This window comes from Dickeya oryzae, assembly GCF_009372235.1.
In the GTDB taxonomy this organism is placed as follows: Bacteria; Pseudomonadota; Gammaproteobacteria; order Enterobacterales; family Enterobacteriaceae; genus Dickeya; species Dickeya oryzae.
The window spans coordinates 82,011-96,638 of record NZ_SULL01000015.1 but is presented as its reverse complement, the minus strand read 5'-3'; the positions used below and the strand labels follow the sequence as shown (position 1 = coordinate 96,638).

The window sequence follows — 14,628 nt, the reverse complement described above, 5'->3', positions numbered from 1 at the left end:
CCGCTTCGGGGTGTTTAAAATAGGGGGGGGGATTAGCGTTGTGCCAGCCGGTTCGTCACTTGCTGATGCGTTGGCATATTGGCCGCACCTTCCCGTTCGACCGCCAGAGAGGCAAACGCATTTGCGTACGTGGCGGCCTGCGCCACGCTCTGACCGGCGGCGACGGCAGCCGCGAAGGCGCCGTTGAACGCATCGCCAGCGCCGGTGGTATCCACGCTGACAGCAGGAAAGGCCGGGATATGCTGAAATTGCTGGCCGTCAAATAGCAGGGCGCCATTGGCACCCATGGTGATTATCACCCTCGCCGCACCAAGCGCATGGATTTTTTGCGCGGCTTGTCTGGCGCTCTCAAGGTTACTGATTTCAATACCGGATAAGAGCGACGCTTCCGTTTCATTTGGGGTGATGATATCCACATAATCGAGACAGGAGACGACGTCATCGGAATAGGGTGCTGGATTGAGGATAATTCGGGTGTCGAGCGCTTTAGCTAATTTCATGGCGCTCAAGGTCGCCGGGAAGTTATTTTCCATTTGCAGCAATAACACATCTGCGTCTTCCAGGTCGGGCATAATCTCAGCGATTTCTTCATCGGTCAGTGTTTTATTCGCCCCGGAATAAATGGCAATCATATTTTCGCCGTTTTGTTGCGAGACATAAATAATCGCATTACCGGTAGGTTCTGTTTCTGACTGGTATAATTTAAAGGAGTGAATAGGGGATTTTGACAAATGCTCATAGGCGAAGTGACTGAATTGGTCTTTTCCCACTTTAGATACGAAATGCACTTTTGCACCGGCCATGCTGGCTGCCATCGCCTGATTCGCGCCTTTCCCACCCGGCCCCAATGCACTGCCTTGCGCCAGTAATGACTCTCCGCCTTTAGGAAAACGGGCAACCCTGGCAACAATATCCACATTAAACGAACCAAGAATACAGACTTTACCTTTCATGGTTTTATCCTTTTTGCGGGTACTTCTATTTCTGACCTGATTCTTTATTTTTTTTAACAGGACTTCGAAGTCTTTCCCGGTTTCGGTAATCAGCTGAGATTGCAAACTGCGCCGAATCATAATGGCACCACCGTGACAGCGTTGAACTAATCGCTGTCGGGCCAGCGCATTCAGATCACTGCGGATGGTTTCTCTGGTGACAGAAAAAAACTCGGCCAGATACTCCACGCTGACGCGATCATGTTGATCCAGATAGTCCAGAATCTTGTTTCTGCGTTCTTCAAGAAACATACCGTTAACACCTCTTGAATGAGAGTAATGGAGCTGCCCTGGTTGAAAAGTGACCGTGATCATAGGATGTCGGATAAAACGGAAGTAAACAAAAATCCTCACTACATCTACCGGGCAGCACGGGAGGCTGTCAGTACGCAGGGTGGCGAGATGTGAAAGCCGTCACACTGATATTGAAATAGGCAAGATAATCAGCGGTTATTACGCTGCGTTCCGGGTTGCAAATGTTTTAGAATCGAAAACATAAATTCATTGGCGGGAAGCGTTGGGCTATTGTCATGATTCGAATTGTTGCGCTATCCAATCCGCGTCTGGCGCAGGCGTTTGTCGACTATATGCACACGCAGCAGATCCGGCTGGTGGCCCGTATTAACGGGAACGAAGTGGATATCTGGCTGCCGGACGAAAGCCAGCAAGCGCGGGTAAAGCAGGAGCTGGAGCGCTTCCTGCAAGAGCCGTGGCATGAACGCTATCAGGCCGCCAGCTGGCAGAGCGGCACCACCAACAGCGGGCTGCGTTACCCGTCGTATTCCTATCTGCAAACCTTACGTCAGCGTGCCGGGCCACTGACACTGGGCGTGCTGGTGGTCGCCATTGCGGTTTACCTGTTGATGCAGGTGTATGGTGTTAATCGCATGATGACGCTGCTGGCCTTTCCGGACAGCACCCAGACCCTGCAGCTCTGGCGCTGGTTCAGCCATGCGTTGTTGCATTTTTCGCTGTTGCACCTGCTGTTTAATCTGATGTGGTGGTGGTATCTCGGCGGTCCGGTGGAACGTGTCTTGGGTACCCGGCGATTGTGTGTGATTTTACTGCTGTCATCCGCGATTAGCGGGTGGGTGCAGTCCTGGTTTAGCGGCGTCTATTTTGGCGGTTTGTCCGGCGTGGTATACGCCCTGATGGGGTATGTCTGGTTACGTGGCGAGCGTGAGCCGGGCGGGCCGCTGCACCTTCAACGCGGCCTGATGGCGTTTGCGCTGGTGTGGCTGGTGGCCGGGTATTTCGATATTTTGGGCATGTCTATCGCGAATGCAGCGCATGTCTCGGGGTTAGTCATTGGCGTGTTGATGGCATGGTGGGATACGCGCCAGCACCGCCGTTAACGCTATCATACCGTTATCGCAGCCTGATACGTGGTGTAGAGCCGCGTGGCTACTGCCGTGTGCATTTTACAATGAGCGCGGTTTCTTAGTTGGCCGACATGAGGTCATGTCGGCGTTTGAGGGGATTAATGTGAAGCAAACACAGCGGCACGACGCCATTATCGATCTGGTGCGTCGGCAGGGATACGTCAGTACCGAAGAGCTGGTGGAACATTTTGCAGTCAGCCCACAGACCATTCGCCGTGATCTGAACGATCTGGCGGAACAAAACAAGATCCATCGTCACCACGGTGGCGCAGCGTTGCCCTCCAGTTCAGTGAATACGGCTTACCATGATCGAAAAATGATGTGGTCTGATGAAAAAGCCAGGATTGCGAGGCAGGTCGCCAGTCAAATTCCGGATGGTGCTACGCTTTTTATAGATATCGGTACGACACCGGAAGCGGTGGCTCATGCGCTGATGAATCATAAGGATTTACGCGTGGTCACCAATAACCTGAATGTGGCAACGTTACTGACCGCCAAAGAAGACTTCCGCCTGATACTGGCGGGAGGCGAGGTGCGCAGCCGCGATGGTGGCATCATTGGCGAGGCCACGCTGGATTTTATTTCTCAGTTCAGGCTCGATTTCGGCATTTTGGGTATCAGTGGCATTGATATGGATGGCTCGTTGCTGGAGTTTGACTACCACGAGGTTCGCACCAAGCGTGCAATCATCGAAAACTCCCGTTGCGTGATGCTGGTGACGGACCATTCCAAGTTTGGCCGCAATGCGATGGTCAATTTGGGCAACATGGATTTGATCGACTATCTTTTTACCGATCAGTTACCGCCACCCAGTGTGCTGAAAATCATCGAACAACATAAGGTACAGTTGGAGTTGTGCTGATCCCGACGTGCCTTTTTCCATCACCCGCAAAGGAGAGAGGCACGATGTCACCCTTATTCAATCCTTCCCAGTTTACTGTGGCGTTGCAACGCCAGTTGCAGGCTCTCGCTCAGCCGTCGTTACAGGCGCTGTCGTTACGCCAGTGCTGGCAGTTGGTGAGTGCGGCGCTGACGGAGCAACTGGATGTGTTGACAGCTGCCGAGTCGTCTCCACCTGATGACGCCACGTCGGTATCGCGGCATGTGAACTACCTGTCGATGGAGTTCCTGCCGGGTCGCCTGACTGGCAACAATCTGCTCAATCTGGGGTGGTATGACGCAGTGGCGGAGGTGCTGGCCGGGCACGGACTGGTGTTGAGTGACGTGCTGGAGCAGGAAACGGACCCGGCGCTGGGTAATGGTGGGTTGGGGCGATTGGCCTCTTGTTATCTGGACGCGATGGCGACAGTGGGACAACCAGCGATAGGCTACGGCCTGCATTACCAGTACGGCTTGTTCCGCCAGCATTTTGACGCCGGTTTCCAGCGTGAAACCCCGGATGACTGGTTGCGCGATGTTTACCCCTGGGCGCGTCCCCGCCCGGAACTGGCGGTAGAAGTCGGTTTCGGCGGTGAGTTGGTCATCCAGCCGGATGGCCGCGAGCGTTGGATTCCGGATCAGGTTGTCATCGGCGAAGCCACCGATATCCCGGTTATCGGCTATCTCAATGGTCGTGTACAGCCATTGCGGCTATGGCAGGCTACCCACAGCGAGCCATTTGATCTTGAACAGTTTAATGCGGGCCATTATCTGAAAGCCGAGCAGCAGGGTATCGCTGCTGCCAGCCTGACCAAAGTGCTTTACCCGAACGACAATCATGCGGCAGGTAAAAGACTGCGTTTGATGCAGCAATATTTCCAATGTGCCTGCGCGGTCGCGGATATCTTCCGGCGGCATGAACGTGCCGGACGGCCGCTGGCGACATTACCCGATTATGAGGTGGTGCAACTAAACGATACCCACCCGACGCTGGCGATTCCCGAAACCCTGCGCCTGTTACTGGACGACTATGAATTACCGTGGGAGCAAGCCTGGCAACTGACCGGGCGCTTATTTGCCTACACCAACCATACTCTGATGCCGGAAGCGCTGGAGTGCTGGGATGAACGGCTGTTCGGTCGGTTATTACCGCGTCATCTGTCGATAATCAAAACCATTAATGCGCATCTGCGCCAGCAGGTGGATGCTCGCTGGCCGGGTGATAAGGGTGTCTGGGCGCGGCTGGCGGTGGTGTATCGCCGTCAGGTGAGAATGGCGAACCTGTGCGTGGTGGCGTGTTTTGCGGTGAACGGCGTCGCCCAGATGCACTCGGATCTGGTGGTACGCGACTTGTTCCCGGAATATCACCAGTTGTGGCCGACGAAATTTCATAACGTCACCAACGGTATTACGCCGCGCCGTTGGCTCAGGCAGTGCAATCCGGCGCTGTCTTCATTGATAGATGACACCTTGCGAACCGAATGGGGTAACCGGCTCACGTTATTGGAAGGGCTGGCTCCCTACGCGCAGGATAGTGGGTTTCAGGCGCGCTATCGCCGCATCAAGCAGGACAATAAAACGCAACTGGCTCAATTTTTACGGCGCGATTACGGCATCCATATCGATCCGAACGCGTTGTTTGATGTGCAAATCAAACGGTTGCATGAATATAAGCGGCAACATCTGAATTTACTGCATATTTTATCGTTATATAAGCGATTGCTTACCGACCCTGGATTGGATATCGTGCCGCGCCTTTTCCTGTTTGGTGCCAAGGCGGCACCGGGCTATGTTCTGGCCAAAAATATTATTTACGCCATCAACTGTGTGGCGGAACACATCAACCGGGACAAACGGGTCAACGATCGCCTGAAAGTGGTTTTTTTACCGGATTACCGCGTCTCGCTGGCGGAGCGGATTATTCCGGCAGCCGATGTATCAGAGCAGATTTCCACCGCAGGCAAGGAAGCGTCTGGGACGGGGAATATGAAACTGGCGTTGAATGGCGCCTTGACGGTGGGGACGCTGGATGGCGCCAATGTGGAGATGGCGCAGGAAGTCGGTGCGGAGAATCTGTTCATCTTCGGTCATACCGTCGAGCAGGTAAAAACGTTGATTGCCGACGGCTATAAACCCACCCGTTACATTGCCGAGAATCCACTATTAAAGGAAATCCTGACTGAACTGGGAAAAGGAAAGTTCAGTCATGGAGATAAAACGGCGTTCGCCCCTTTGCTCGATAGCCTGCTAAAACTGGGGGATCCTTATCTGGTGTTGGCTGATTTCGCCCCTTACTGCCAGGCTCAACAGCGTGTGGATGAACTGTATCGTGAACCTGATGAATGGACGCGTCGCTGCATTCTGAACACGGCTCATATGGGCATGTTCAGTGCTGATCGGGCAATTCATGATTATCAGAAACGCATCTGGACGATGCGTGATTAAGGAATCAATACCATGGCGTTGAAAGCAAAAAAATCTGTACCCCACCATCAGGGGATCGCTGATACCTATAAAGATGCTTACGGTAATGAACAGGCAATCGATAGCGACACCCGTAAAGCGTTGCTGCAATTGCTGGATGTGGCGGAACCGGCTGCAGCCCCCTTGCCTTCAGTCTATGTGTTTCGTCAGGGGCAGCAGCACAGGCTGCCGTTACATGGCGAGGGCGACTATATCTGGACGCTCATGTTTGAAAAAGGCGGCGTTATCGAAGGCCGTTCAGGTGGTCAGGCAACGTTGCTATTGCCTGACAATCTGCCGCTCGGCTACCACCAGTTAATGCTCACGCAGGGTGAGCAACAGTGGTCTTGCCGGGTGATTGTCGCGCCGACACGTTGCTACGAACCGGACCCGCTGACACAGGGGAAGCGTTGGTGGGGCGTCATGGTACAACTGTATACCCTGCGCTCGTCGGATAACTGGGGGGTTGGCGACTTTGGCGATCTGAAGACGCTGGTGGAACAGGTAGCGCGCCGTGGGGGCGCTTTTGTCGGCCTTAACCCGCTGCATGCGCTGTATCCGGCAGAGCCGGAAGCGGCCAGCCCGTATAGCCCCTCTTCACGTAACTGGCTGAATATTATCTATATTGATGTGAATCAGGTGGATGATTTTCATCAGAGTCAGGCGGCTCAGGCCTGGTGGATGCAAGACGACATCCAACGACAACTGACGGCGGCCCGCGCCAGTCGATGGGTGGATTACACCGCGGTGACCCACCTGAAACTGACGGCATTACGCCTGGCATTTGGTCACTTCACTGGTCGTAGCGCGCTGGACCCGCGCAAAACCGCTTTTCTACAGTTCCTGAAAACTCACGATGAAAGTCTGCTACAGCAGGCCACCTATGATGCGTTGCAGGCGTGGATGAAATTGCAGGGCAAACCGGCTGCTGACTGGCTGCAGTGGCCGCAGGAATACCATGATGCCCACAGCGATGCGACGCTGCGCTTTCGGCAGGAACACGCCGATGATGTGCAGTTCTATTGCTGGTTGCAGTGGCTGGCACATGAACAACTGGCCGCCTGTTTTTCCCATAGTAAACAGCTAGGTATGCCGATAGGACTCTATCGTGATTTGGCGGTGGGCGTCGCGCAGGGGGGCGTCGATACCTGGGGCGACCAGCAGTTGCATTGCCTGTCGGTAACCATCGGTGCACCGCCTGATCCGCTGGGGCCCGGCGGGCAAAACTGGAACCTCACGCCGATGCACCCGGCACGGCTGCGCCAGCGTGGGTATCAGCCGTTTATCGATTTGCTGCGCAGCAATATGGCGCACAGTGGCGCATTGCGTATCGACCACGTAATGGGGTTGCTGCGTCTGTGGTGGATCCTCAATGGCGGCACGGCGAACTGTGGTGCCTACGTGCTTTATCCGGTGGATGACTTGCTGGGGATCCTGGCGTTGGAAAGCCATCGCCACCGCTGTCTGGTGATCGGCGAAGATCTGGGTACAGTACCGGAGGAGATCGTCGACAAGTTGCCTGACAACAGTATCTACTCTTATAAAGTCTTGTTTTTTGAAAAGGATCAGCACGATCGTTTTCGCACCCCGGATGAGTACCCGGCCCGTTCGATGGCAACCATCACCACACACGACCTGGCGACGTTACGCGGCTACTGGCAGGGGGTCGATCTGACGCTGGGCAAAGATCTTGGGTTGTACCCGTCAGAGGCGTTGTTGAAGCAGCAGTACGATGCACGTGAACGCGCCAAGCAAGGGCTGCTGGATGCGCTACATGAACAGGGGTTGCTGCCCCAACGCGTCGGGCGTAATGCGTCGCTGACCACCATGAGCGCTCAGCTTAACCGGGGGGTGCAGCGTTATCTGGCAGACAGCGCCAGCGCGTTGTTGGGCTTGCAGCTTGAAGACTGGCTGGACATGGCAACGCCGGTGAATGTACCGGGTACCGATCAGGAATACCCCAACTGGCGACGTAAGCTGAGTCGTCCGCTGGATTCTATTTTTACTGACCGCTATCTGGAACGGCTGATTCGGGATATTGATTTGCGCCGGGGCGGCCCCGTGCCATCTCGAACCAAAAAGACGACCAAAGCAGCGGATCAACCGGTGGATAATGCAAAGCAGGGAAAGCCGAAAGAGGCAAAAAAGCCTGAGTGACGCGAGTTCGTGTCGACGGGATAACCACAAACAACGAGCGGCCAGGTGACTGACCGCTCGTGACATTCAAAACGATATTCGCGTAAACGGTATTCGTGTCAATGACACCCGCTTAATAGCTTAATAATAGGAGTGCTCGCCGCGCTGATGCTCGGTCAGGTCGCGAACCCCTTTCAGTTCCGGGAATTTTTCCAGCAACTCTTTCTCGATGCCTTCTTTCAGCGTGTAATCCACCATCGAACAGCCGTTGCAACCGCCACCGAACTGCAAAATGGCGTAGCCTTCTTCGGTGATTTCCATCAGTGATACGCGGCCGCCGTGTCCTGCCAACTGTGGGTTAATCTGAGACTGCAACACATATTCCACCCGTTCCATCAGCGGAGCATCATCACCGACTTTGCGCATCTTGGCGTTCGGCGCTTTTAAGGTCAGTTGCGAACCCAACTGATCGGTCACAAAGTCGATCTCGGCGTCTTCCAGATACGGCGCACTGAGTTCATCCACATACGCGGACAATTTCTCAAACTTCAGCACGGTATCGTTCGGCTCGACGGCATCGGGCGGGCAGTAAGACACCCCACACTCGGCATTAGGTGTACCGGGATTGATAACGAAGACACGAATCTGGGTGCCTTCCTCCTGTTTTGCCAGCAGTTTGGCAAAATGCTCCTGAGCAGCGTCGGTAATACGAATCATAATGTTAACTCAATAGTTGACTACGCTAGTTGGTTATAATACGCCCATCCCGGCGGTTACGACAAGGTGCGACATACACACCATACCTGAACGTGTTGCGCACCGGCACGCAATAGCGTGCGGCTGACCTCTGCCACCGTGCTGCCGGTGGTCACCACATCGTCCAGTAACACTAACCGTTTGCCAGCGACGCGCTGGCTGATGACATCCTGTCGGCATCGAAACGCGCCGCGTAGGTTGCGACGCCGTGAACGGGCTCCCAGCGATTGCTGGGGAACGGTATAGCGCACGCGAATCAAGGTATCAGGGTCATAGGCACACCCCAGCCAGTGTGCCAGCCAGCGCGCGATCAGGTCGGTTTGGTTGAACCCCCGACGCCAGTGACGCCGTCGGTGTAGCGGAACGGTGACGATAGCGTCAGGGCGGGGGTAAGCGTCGGGAAGGCGCAGAGCCGTGGCCCGGCGACATCCCTGCCAGCGCAGCAGTACCAGCCGTGCCAGCGTTGGAGCCAGCTCAATACGTCCCTGAAATTTGAACCGTGTAATCAGGCGGCTGAGCGGTGGCTGGTAGTCGCTGACAAACAGGAGCGACTGCCATGGTGGCGGCTGTTGCAGACAACGTCCACACGGCAGGATATCTGAGGCCGAAGGCAATCCGCATCGTGGGCAACAGACAAGTGGTTGGGGCAGATGACAGCGGCAGTGACTGCAAATTCCGTGATGACTATGATAGAGCGGCTGCTGGCAAAGCCAGCACTGGGCCATGATCGTCAACATTGTCTCGTTCCCTGAGTTATCAGGCCGCGGGCAGCATGGCCTGAACGCTCTACTCTACTTCTGACGGAGGACACAATAACTCATGGAATCATTGCACTGGTACACGCAAGGAGAAGGCGCATGCGAACTTGTGATGCTGCATGGCTGGGGAATGAATTCTAAAGTGTGGAACAACATCGTTGTGCGGCTGGCTCCGCATTTTCGCCTGCATTGTGTGGATTTACCGGGTTATGGTCAGAGTCAGCGGTTCCCCGCGATGTCGCTGGAGGAGATGACCGAGACGGTACTGGCAGGCGCACCCGCGCGAGCTGTCTGGCTGGGGTGGTCGCTGGGCGGACTGGTCGCAAGTCTGGCGGCGATCCGCGCGCCTGAGCGGGTCAGCGCGTTGATTACCGTGGCCTCTTCACCCCGTTTTGAGGCCGCAGATGAATGGCCCGGAATCAAACCGCTGGTGCTGTCTGGTTTCCAGCAACTACTGAACGAGGATTTTTCCGGCACTATCGAGCGGTTTCTGGCGTTGCAAACGCTGGGTACCGAAAGCGCCAGAAAAGACGCGCGTCTATTGAAGGCGGTCGTCACGACGCAACCGTCACCCACCGTGGAAGTGCTGGATGGCGGGCTGGAGATTCTACGTCGGGTGGATTTACGCCAGGAACTGGCCGGGCTGACGACGCCATTCCTGCGCGTGTATGGCGCACTCGATGGGCTGGTGCCGCGTAAAGTTGCTGCGCTGATGGACGAACTGTACCCGCACTCCACTTCGGTCGTGATACCGAAAGCCTCCCACGCCCCGTTTATTTCCCACCCGGAGGCGTTTGTGGAGCATGTGGTGGGGTTTGTGGGGGATAGCGTGTTGAAGTAACGGTGAAGTAAGGTCGCTAATGTGAAGCACTGACTACGTCAATCGTCGCTTCTACGTGCACAGGGTGGGTGCACAGGGTTCAGGCCCGCTAGCCTGAACCCTGACAAGGGCGATCACCGTTTCTTAAACGCCGCCGCCAGTGCGTCGCTCATGGCGCTGTTACCGGCTGGGGTGCTGCTGGTCTGGCGTGGGCGTGCCTTGTTGCCCGCCTGCGACGATGGGCGGGTGGTATTCGCGTTGTCACGCTCGCGTCCGCCGCCACGACGGCTATTGCCTTCGCCCGGTTGTTCGTCCAGCCGCATGGTCAGCGCAATGCGCTTGCGTTGCAGGTCGACCTCCAGCACTTTCACCTTAACGATGTCACCGGCTTTCACCACCTGATGCGGGTCTTCCACGAAGCGATCCGACAGTGAAGAGATGTGCACCAACCCATCCTGATGTACGCCGATATCCACAAACGCACCAAAGTTGGTGACGTTGGTGACAGCACCTTCCAGAATCATGCCCGGCGTCAGGTCGTTGAGGGTTTCCACCCCGTCGGCGAAGCTGGCGGTTTTGAATTCCGGGCGCGGGTCGCGACCCGGTTTTTCCAGCTCTTTGATGATGTCGGTCACCGTCGGCACACCGAAGCGATCGTCGGTGAAGCTGGCCGGTTTCAGGCTACGCAGCGCGCTGGCGTTGCCCATCAGATCCTGCAATTTCTGCTCGGTTGCCGCCAGAATACGCTCCACCACCGGGTAGGCTTCCGGGTGGACGGTGGAGGCATCGAGCGGGTTATCGCCGTGGTTGATACGCAGGAAGCCAGCGCATTGCTCGAAGGCTTTCGGGCCGAGGCGGCTGACTTTCAGCAACTGCGCACGGTTGTTGAAACGGCCATTTTCATCACGCCAATTGACGATGTTTTGCGCCATCATCCGGGTGAGGCCCGCCACACGGGTCAACAGCGGCACTGAGGCGGTGTTCAGATCGACGCCGACGGCGTTCACGCAGTCTTCCACCACCGCATCGAGTTTTTTCGCCAGTTGAGTCTGGCTGACGTCATGCTGGTACTGGCCGACACCGATGGATTTCGGGTCGATCTTAACCAGTTCGGACAACGGGTCTTGCAGGCGGCGAGCGATAGATACCGCGCCGCGCAGCGATACGTCCAGACCCGGGAACTCCAGCGCCGCCAGTTCCGAGGCCGAATAGACAGAAGCCCCCGCTTCGCTGACGATTACCTTCTGCGCTTTCACTTCCGGGAACTGCTTCTGGGTATCAAGGAAGAAGCGTTCGGTTTCACGCGATGCGGTGCCATTGCCGATAGCAACCAGCTCGACCTGATGCTTGATGCATAACGCGGCGACGATGGCGGCGGCTTTGGCTGCCTGACCGGTGTGCGGATAGATAGTGTCGGTGGCTACCAGTTTACCGGTCGCATCCACCACGGCTACTTTCACACCGGTGCGAAGACCGGGGTCCAGCCCCATCGTGGCGCGCATACCGGCAGGTGCTGCCATCAGCAGGTCGTGCAGGTTGCGGGCGAAGACGTTAATGGCTTCGTCTTCGGCTTTCTCACGCACGCTGCCCATCAATTCGGTTTCCAGATGCAGCAGCACCTTGATACGCCAGGTCCAGTTCACCACGGCACGTCGCCAACTGTCTGCCGGTGCATGACCAAGGCGTAGACCCAGGTGGTCGATGATGATCTGCTCGCAGTGGCTCTCTTTGGGTGGCTCGTCAAACTGCGGGTCGGCATTCAATGCGAGTTGCAACACCCCCTCGTTGCGGCCACGGAACATCGCCAGCGCACGGTGCGACGGCACTTGCGATAGCGGCTCATGGTGGTCGAAATAGTCGCGGAATTTGGCACCGTCTTCCTCTTTGCCTTCCACCACACGAGACACCAGATGGGCGTTTTTCCACAAATAATCACGCACCTTGGCCAGCAGCGCGGCGTCCTCGGCAAAGCGTTCCATCAGAATGTAACGTGCACCGTCGAGCGCCGCTTTGACGTCAGCTACCCCGTTTTCGGCGTTGATGTAAGCCTCTGCCACCTGTTCCGGTGTTTGCGTTGGGTCGTTCCACAGGGTGTCTGCCAGCGGCTCCAGCCCGGCCTCAATGGCGATTTGTCCACGGGTACGGCGTTTCGGTTTGTAAGGCAGGTAGAGGTCTTCCAGCTCGGTTTTGCTCAGCGTACCGTTGATGGAGGCGGCCAGCGCATCGGTCAGCTTGCCCTGTTCTTCAATCGATTTGAGGATAGTCTGGCGGCGTTCTTCCAGCTCGCGCAAGTAAGACAGGCGGCTTTCCAACTGACGCAGTTGGGTGTCATCCAGCCCGCCGGTTACTTCTTTACGGTAGCGAGCGATAAACGGGACTGTGTTGCCCTCGTCCAGCAGTTGAATGGCCGCGCTCACCTGCTCGGTACGCGCCTGCAATTCGCTGGCAATAATCTGGCTTAATGCATTCGTCATAGTGTTATCAACAAAATAGTGTTATCAACAAGATAGTGTAATTAGCGAGATAATGAATGTTGTAAGGATAGACAACTGGGGGACAGTTATACGGATTGACGGCATAAAATGCCAGTCAGACAAATGGAGGGTTTGTGGCGGGTCGACGGATGCCGACCCGCAAACGGGTTACGCGTTGTCGCGAAACGGTGCGATATAGCGCTGATAGCGTGAAGGTTTCAGTTGCTGTAAGTCCACCAGTACCAGGCCATCAACACAGTTGTTGAAATCGGGGTCGACACCAAAGTCGATAAACTGTACGCCGCCTGGCTCGCACACTTCCGAGTACTGTTTGTACAAGGTAGGAATGGAACATCCCATGTTGCTGAGCATGCTTTTGAGCCGGGTCAGATCCTGCTGGTAGTCTTCCCCTTCGAACTGTCGCAATACGTCCGGCAACGACGCCGGGTAAGGCCGACGCGAACGGGCCAGCATCTGACTGGGCGCGAAATGCAGGCGGTAGAAGGCAATCAGCAGGTCGCGCGCGGTAGACGGCAAGGTGCTGGACAAGGAAACCGGGCCAAACAGATAACGGTATTCCGGGTAGCGGGCCAGATAGGCGCCTATGCCCAGCCACAGATAATCCAGACCGCGTTTTCCCCAGTACTTGGGTTGGATAAAGCTGCGGCCCAGTTCGATACCGCTGGCTAACACCGGTGCCATCTCTTCGCCATAGTGGAACAGGCTGTGACTGTACAGGCTACCGATGTCTTTTTCCGCCAGCAGACGTGCGGTTGGCGTGAACCGGTAAGCGCCAACGATTTCCAGCTCACGCTCATCCCATAGCACCAGATGCAGGTAGTCGTCATCGAAGCTATCGAGATCACGGCGTTTGCCGGTACCTTCACCCACGGCGCGAAAGGCGATTTCCCGCAGGCGTCCCAGCTCACGCAAGATAGGCACATAATCTTCACTGCCGCGACGGTAGAGATAAATTTTCTTGCCGTCCGGCGTGGTACCGAGCGTTTCGCAGCTTTCTAACGCGCGTTTAAGCAGCGAGCGCTCTTCGGGAAGCGCAATCGGCTTTTCACCAGAGAAACAGCCGGGCTTACCGTGGCCCAGGCGGTAGACATGACGACGGAAACGGGCGGCCAGGTCATTGGGCTGCCACTCGCCCTGACTCCAGGTCGAGTAGGGGATCTGCGCACCAATGCGAAAGCGCAGTCGGTTGCCGTGCTGGCGGAACATTTCCCGCACCAGCAACAGGGTGGATAACGGGCGGTAAATCAGCGAGGAGAGATAGAACAGGTTGCTGTTACGGCCACTGATGTGAATCGGGACTATCGGCGCACGCGCTTTGGCTGCCATGCGAATAAAGCCACTATGCCAGTGACCATCGCGGATGCCTTTCAGGCTCATGCGGGAGACTTCACCGGCCGGGAACATAATGATCGCACCCTCAGCGGCCAGATGTTCCTGAATGGCAGCGAGCTGGTTGCGTCGGGTTCGGTTGCTGAAGTTATCTACCGAGAAAAACAGGTTTTTCAGTGGCCCGATATAGGACAGTAATTGACTGGCGACGACACGGACATCAGGGCGCACGCTGGCAACGGTACGCAGTAAGGCGAGCCCATCCAGCGAACCGATTGGGTGGTTAGCCACCAGTACCACCGGCCCCTGGCTGGGGATGTTTTCCAGGTCGCCCTCTACCATTTCGCAGTTAAGGCTGAAGTGATCCAGGATCTGCTCTACCAGATCCAACCCTTTCAGGTGTGGGTAGCGCTGGGCAAAATCCTGTATTTCGGTTTCGAATAACATCGTGCGCAGAATGGAGCGCTGCCACTTCGGCGTGGGACGATGCGGTGCAAGATCTTGCAGAATGGTATCCAGGCTGAACATAGATTGGCCTCCGTAATCACCGTTGTCACGGTAAGGGAGGGAAATGACATCTTTATTTCAGCCTTAGAATAAATTTTTCTTAATGTAATT

General features: G+C 56.0%; 10 protein-coding genes. 5 read left to right on the top strand and 5 right to left on the bottom strand.

Annotated elements, in window-relative coordinates:
* Positions 1–32: 32 nt before the first annotated feature.
* Positions 33–1,244 carry a ribokinase gene (rbsK, locus tag FAZ14_RS16495; RefSeq protein WP_016942927.1) on the bottom strand — a complete coding sequence of 404 codons (1,212 nt, stop codon included), beginning with the start codon at positions 1,242–1,244 and terminating at the stop codon, positions 33–35.
* 278 nt (positions 1,245–1,522) lie between these two features.
* Between rbsK and glpG the strand changes: the two genes are divergently transcribed.
* The 4 genes from glpG (at position 1,523) to malQ (ending at position 7,873) form a co-directional block, all read left to right on the top strand.
* Positions 1,523–2,347, top strand: coding sequence for a rhomboid family intramembrane serine protease GlpG (gene glpG, locus FAZ14_RS16490; protein ID WP_016942929.1), 825 nt, complete (start codon positions 1,523–1,525; stop codon positions 2,345–2,347).
* 130 nt (positions 2,348–2,477) lie between these two features.
* A complete protein-coding gene (locus FAZ14_RS16485) occupies positions 2,478–3,236 on the top strand; it encodes a DeoR/GlpR family transcriptional regulator (protein ID WP_012768014.1) in 759 nt (252 codons plus the stop codon).
* A gap of 44 nt (positions 3,237–3,280) precedes the next feature.
* A complete protein-coding gene (gene malP, locus FAZ14_RS16480) occupies positions 3,281–5,698 on the top strand; it encodes a maltodextrin phosphorylase (RefSeq protein ID WP_153508889.1) in 2,418 nt (805 codons plus the stop codon).
* 12 nt (positions 5,699–5,710) lie between these two features.
* Complete coding sequence (gene malQ / locus FAZ14_RS16475; RefSeq protein ID WP_153508888.1) at positions 5,711–7,873, top strand: 4-alpha-glucanotransferase; 2,163 nt, start codon at positions 5,711–5,713, stop codon at positions 7,871–7,873.
* Between the two features lie 120 nt (positions 7,874–7,993).
* Here the strand turns inward: malQ and nfuA are convergent, their stop codons facing one another.
* Positions 7,994–8,569 carry a Fe-S biogenesis protein NfuA gene (gene nfuA, locus FAZ14_RS16470; protein WP_016942932.1) on the bottom strand — a complete coding sequence of 192 codons (576 nt, stop codon included), beginning with the start codon at positions 8,567–8,569 and terminating at the stop codon, positions 7,994–7,996.
* Positions 8,570–8,625: 56 nt separating this feature from the next.
* The gene (gene gntX, locus FAZ14_RS16465) at positions 8,626–9,345 is read right to left on the bottom strand and encodes a DNA utilization protein GntX (RefSeq protein ID WP_153508887.1); all 720 of its coding nucleotides are present in this window, start codon (positions 9,343–9,345) and stop codon (positions 8,626–8,628) included.
* An 82-nt stretch (positions 9,346–9,427) separates the two neighbouring features.
* On the opposite strand from gntX, the gene bioH reads away from it, so the two are divergent.
* Complete coding sequence (bioH, locus tag FAZ14_RS16460) at positions 9,428–10,207, top strand: pimeloyl-ACP methyl ester esterase BioH (protein ID WP_153508886.1); 780 nt, start codon at positions 9,428–9,430, stop codon at positions 10,205–10,207.
* A gap of 113 nt (positions 10,208–10,320) precedes the next feature.
* On the opposite strand, the gene FAZ14_RS16455 is transcribed toward bioH, so the two are convergent.
* Both FAZ14_RS16455 and olsF read right to left on the bottom strand, forming a co-directional pair.
* On the bottom strand, positions 10,321–12,660 hold the full coding sequence (locus tag FAZ14_RS16455) for a Tex family protein (RefSeq protein WP_016942938.1): 2,340 nt from the start codon (positions 12,658–12,660) through the stop codon (positions 10,321–10,323).
* 168 nt (positions 12,661–12,828) lie between these two features.
* Positions 12,829–14,538 carry a bifunctional ornithine lipid synthase OlsF gene (gene olsF, locus FAZ14_RS16450; RefSeq protein WP_153508885.1) on the bottom strand — a complete coding sequence of 570 codons (1,710 nt, stop codon included), beginning with the start codon at positions 14,536–14,538 and terminating at the stop codon, positions 12,829–12,831.
* Between the last annotated feature and the right edge of the window lie 90 nt (positions 14,539–14,628).

What these genes read in the sequence shown, in the direction of transcription:
- malP (WP_153508889.1), top strand. Translation starts at nt 3,281, where the DNA reads ATGTCACCCTTATTCAATCCTTCCCAGTTTACTGTGGCGTTGCAACGC.
- gntX (WP_153508887.1), bottom strand. Translation starts at nt 9,345, where the DNA reads ATGTTGACGATCATGGCCCAGTGCTGGCTTTGCCAGCAGCCGCTCTAT.
- glpG (WP_016942929.1), top strand. Translation starts at nt 1,523, where the DNA reads ATGATTCGAATTGTTGCGCTATCCAATCCGCGTCTGGCGCAGGCGTTT.
- malQ (WP_153508888.1), top strand. Translation starts at nt 5,711, where the DNA reads ATGGCGTTGAAAGCAAAAAAATCTGTACCCCACCATCAGGGGATCGCT.
- olsF (WP_153508885.1), bottom strand. Translation starts at nt 14,538, where the DNA reads ATGTTCAGCCTGGATACCATTCTGCAAGATCTTGCACCGCATCGTCCC.
- FAZ14_RS16455 (WP_016942938.1), bottom strand. Translation starts at nt 12,660, where the DNA reads ATGACGAATGCATTAAGCCAGATTATTGCCAGCGAATTGCAGGCGCGT.
- bioH (WP_153508886.1), top strand. Translation starts at nt 9,428, where the DNA reads ATGGAATCATTGCACTGGTACACGCAAGGAGAAGGCGCATGCGAACTT.
- nfuA (WP_016942932.1), bottom strand. Translation starts at nt 8,569, where the DNA reads ATGATTCGTATTACCGACGCTGCTCAGGAGCATTTTGCCAAACTGCTG.
- rbsK (WP_016942927.1), bottom strand. Translation starts at nt 1,244, where the DNA reads ATGTTTCTTGAAGAACGCAGAAACAAGATTCTGGACTATCTGGATCAA.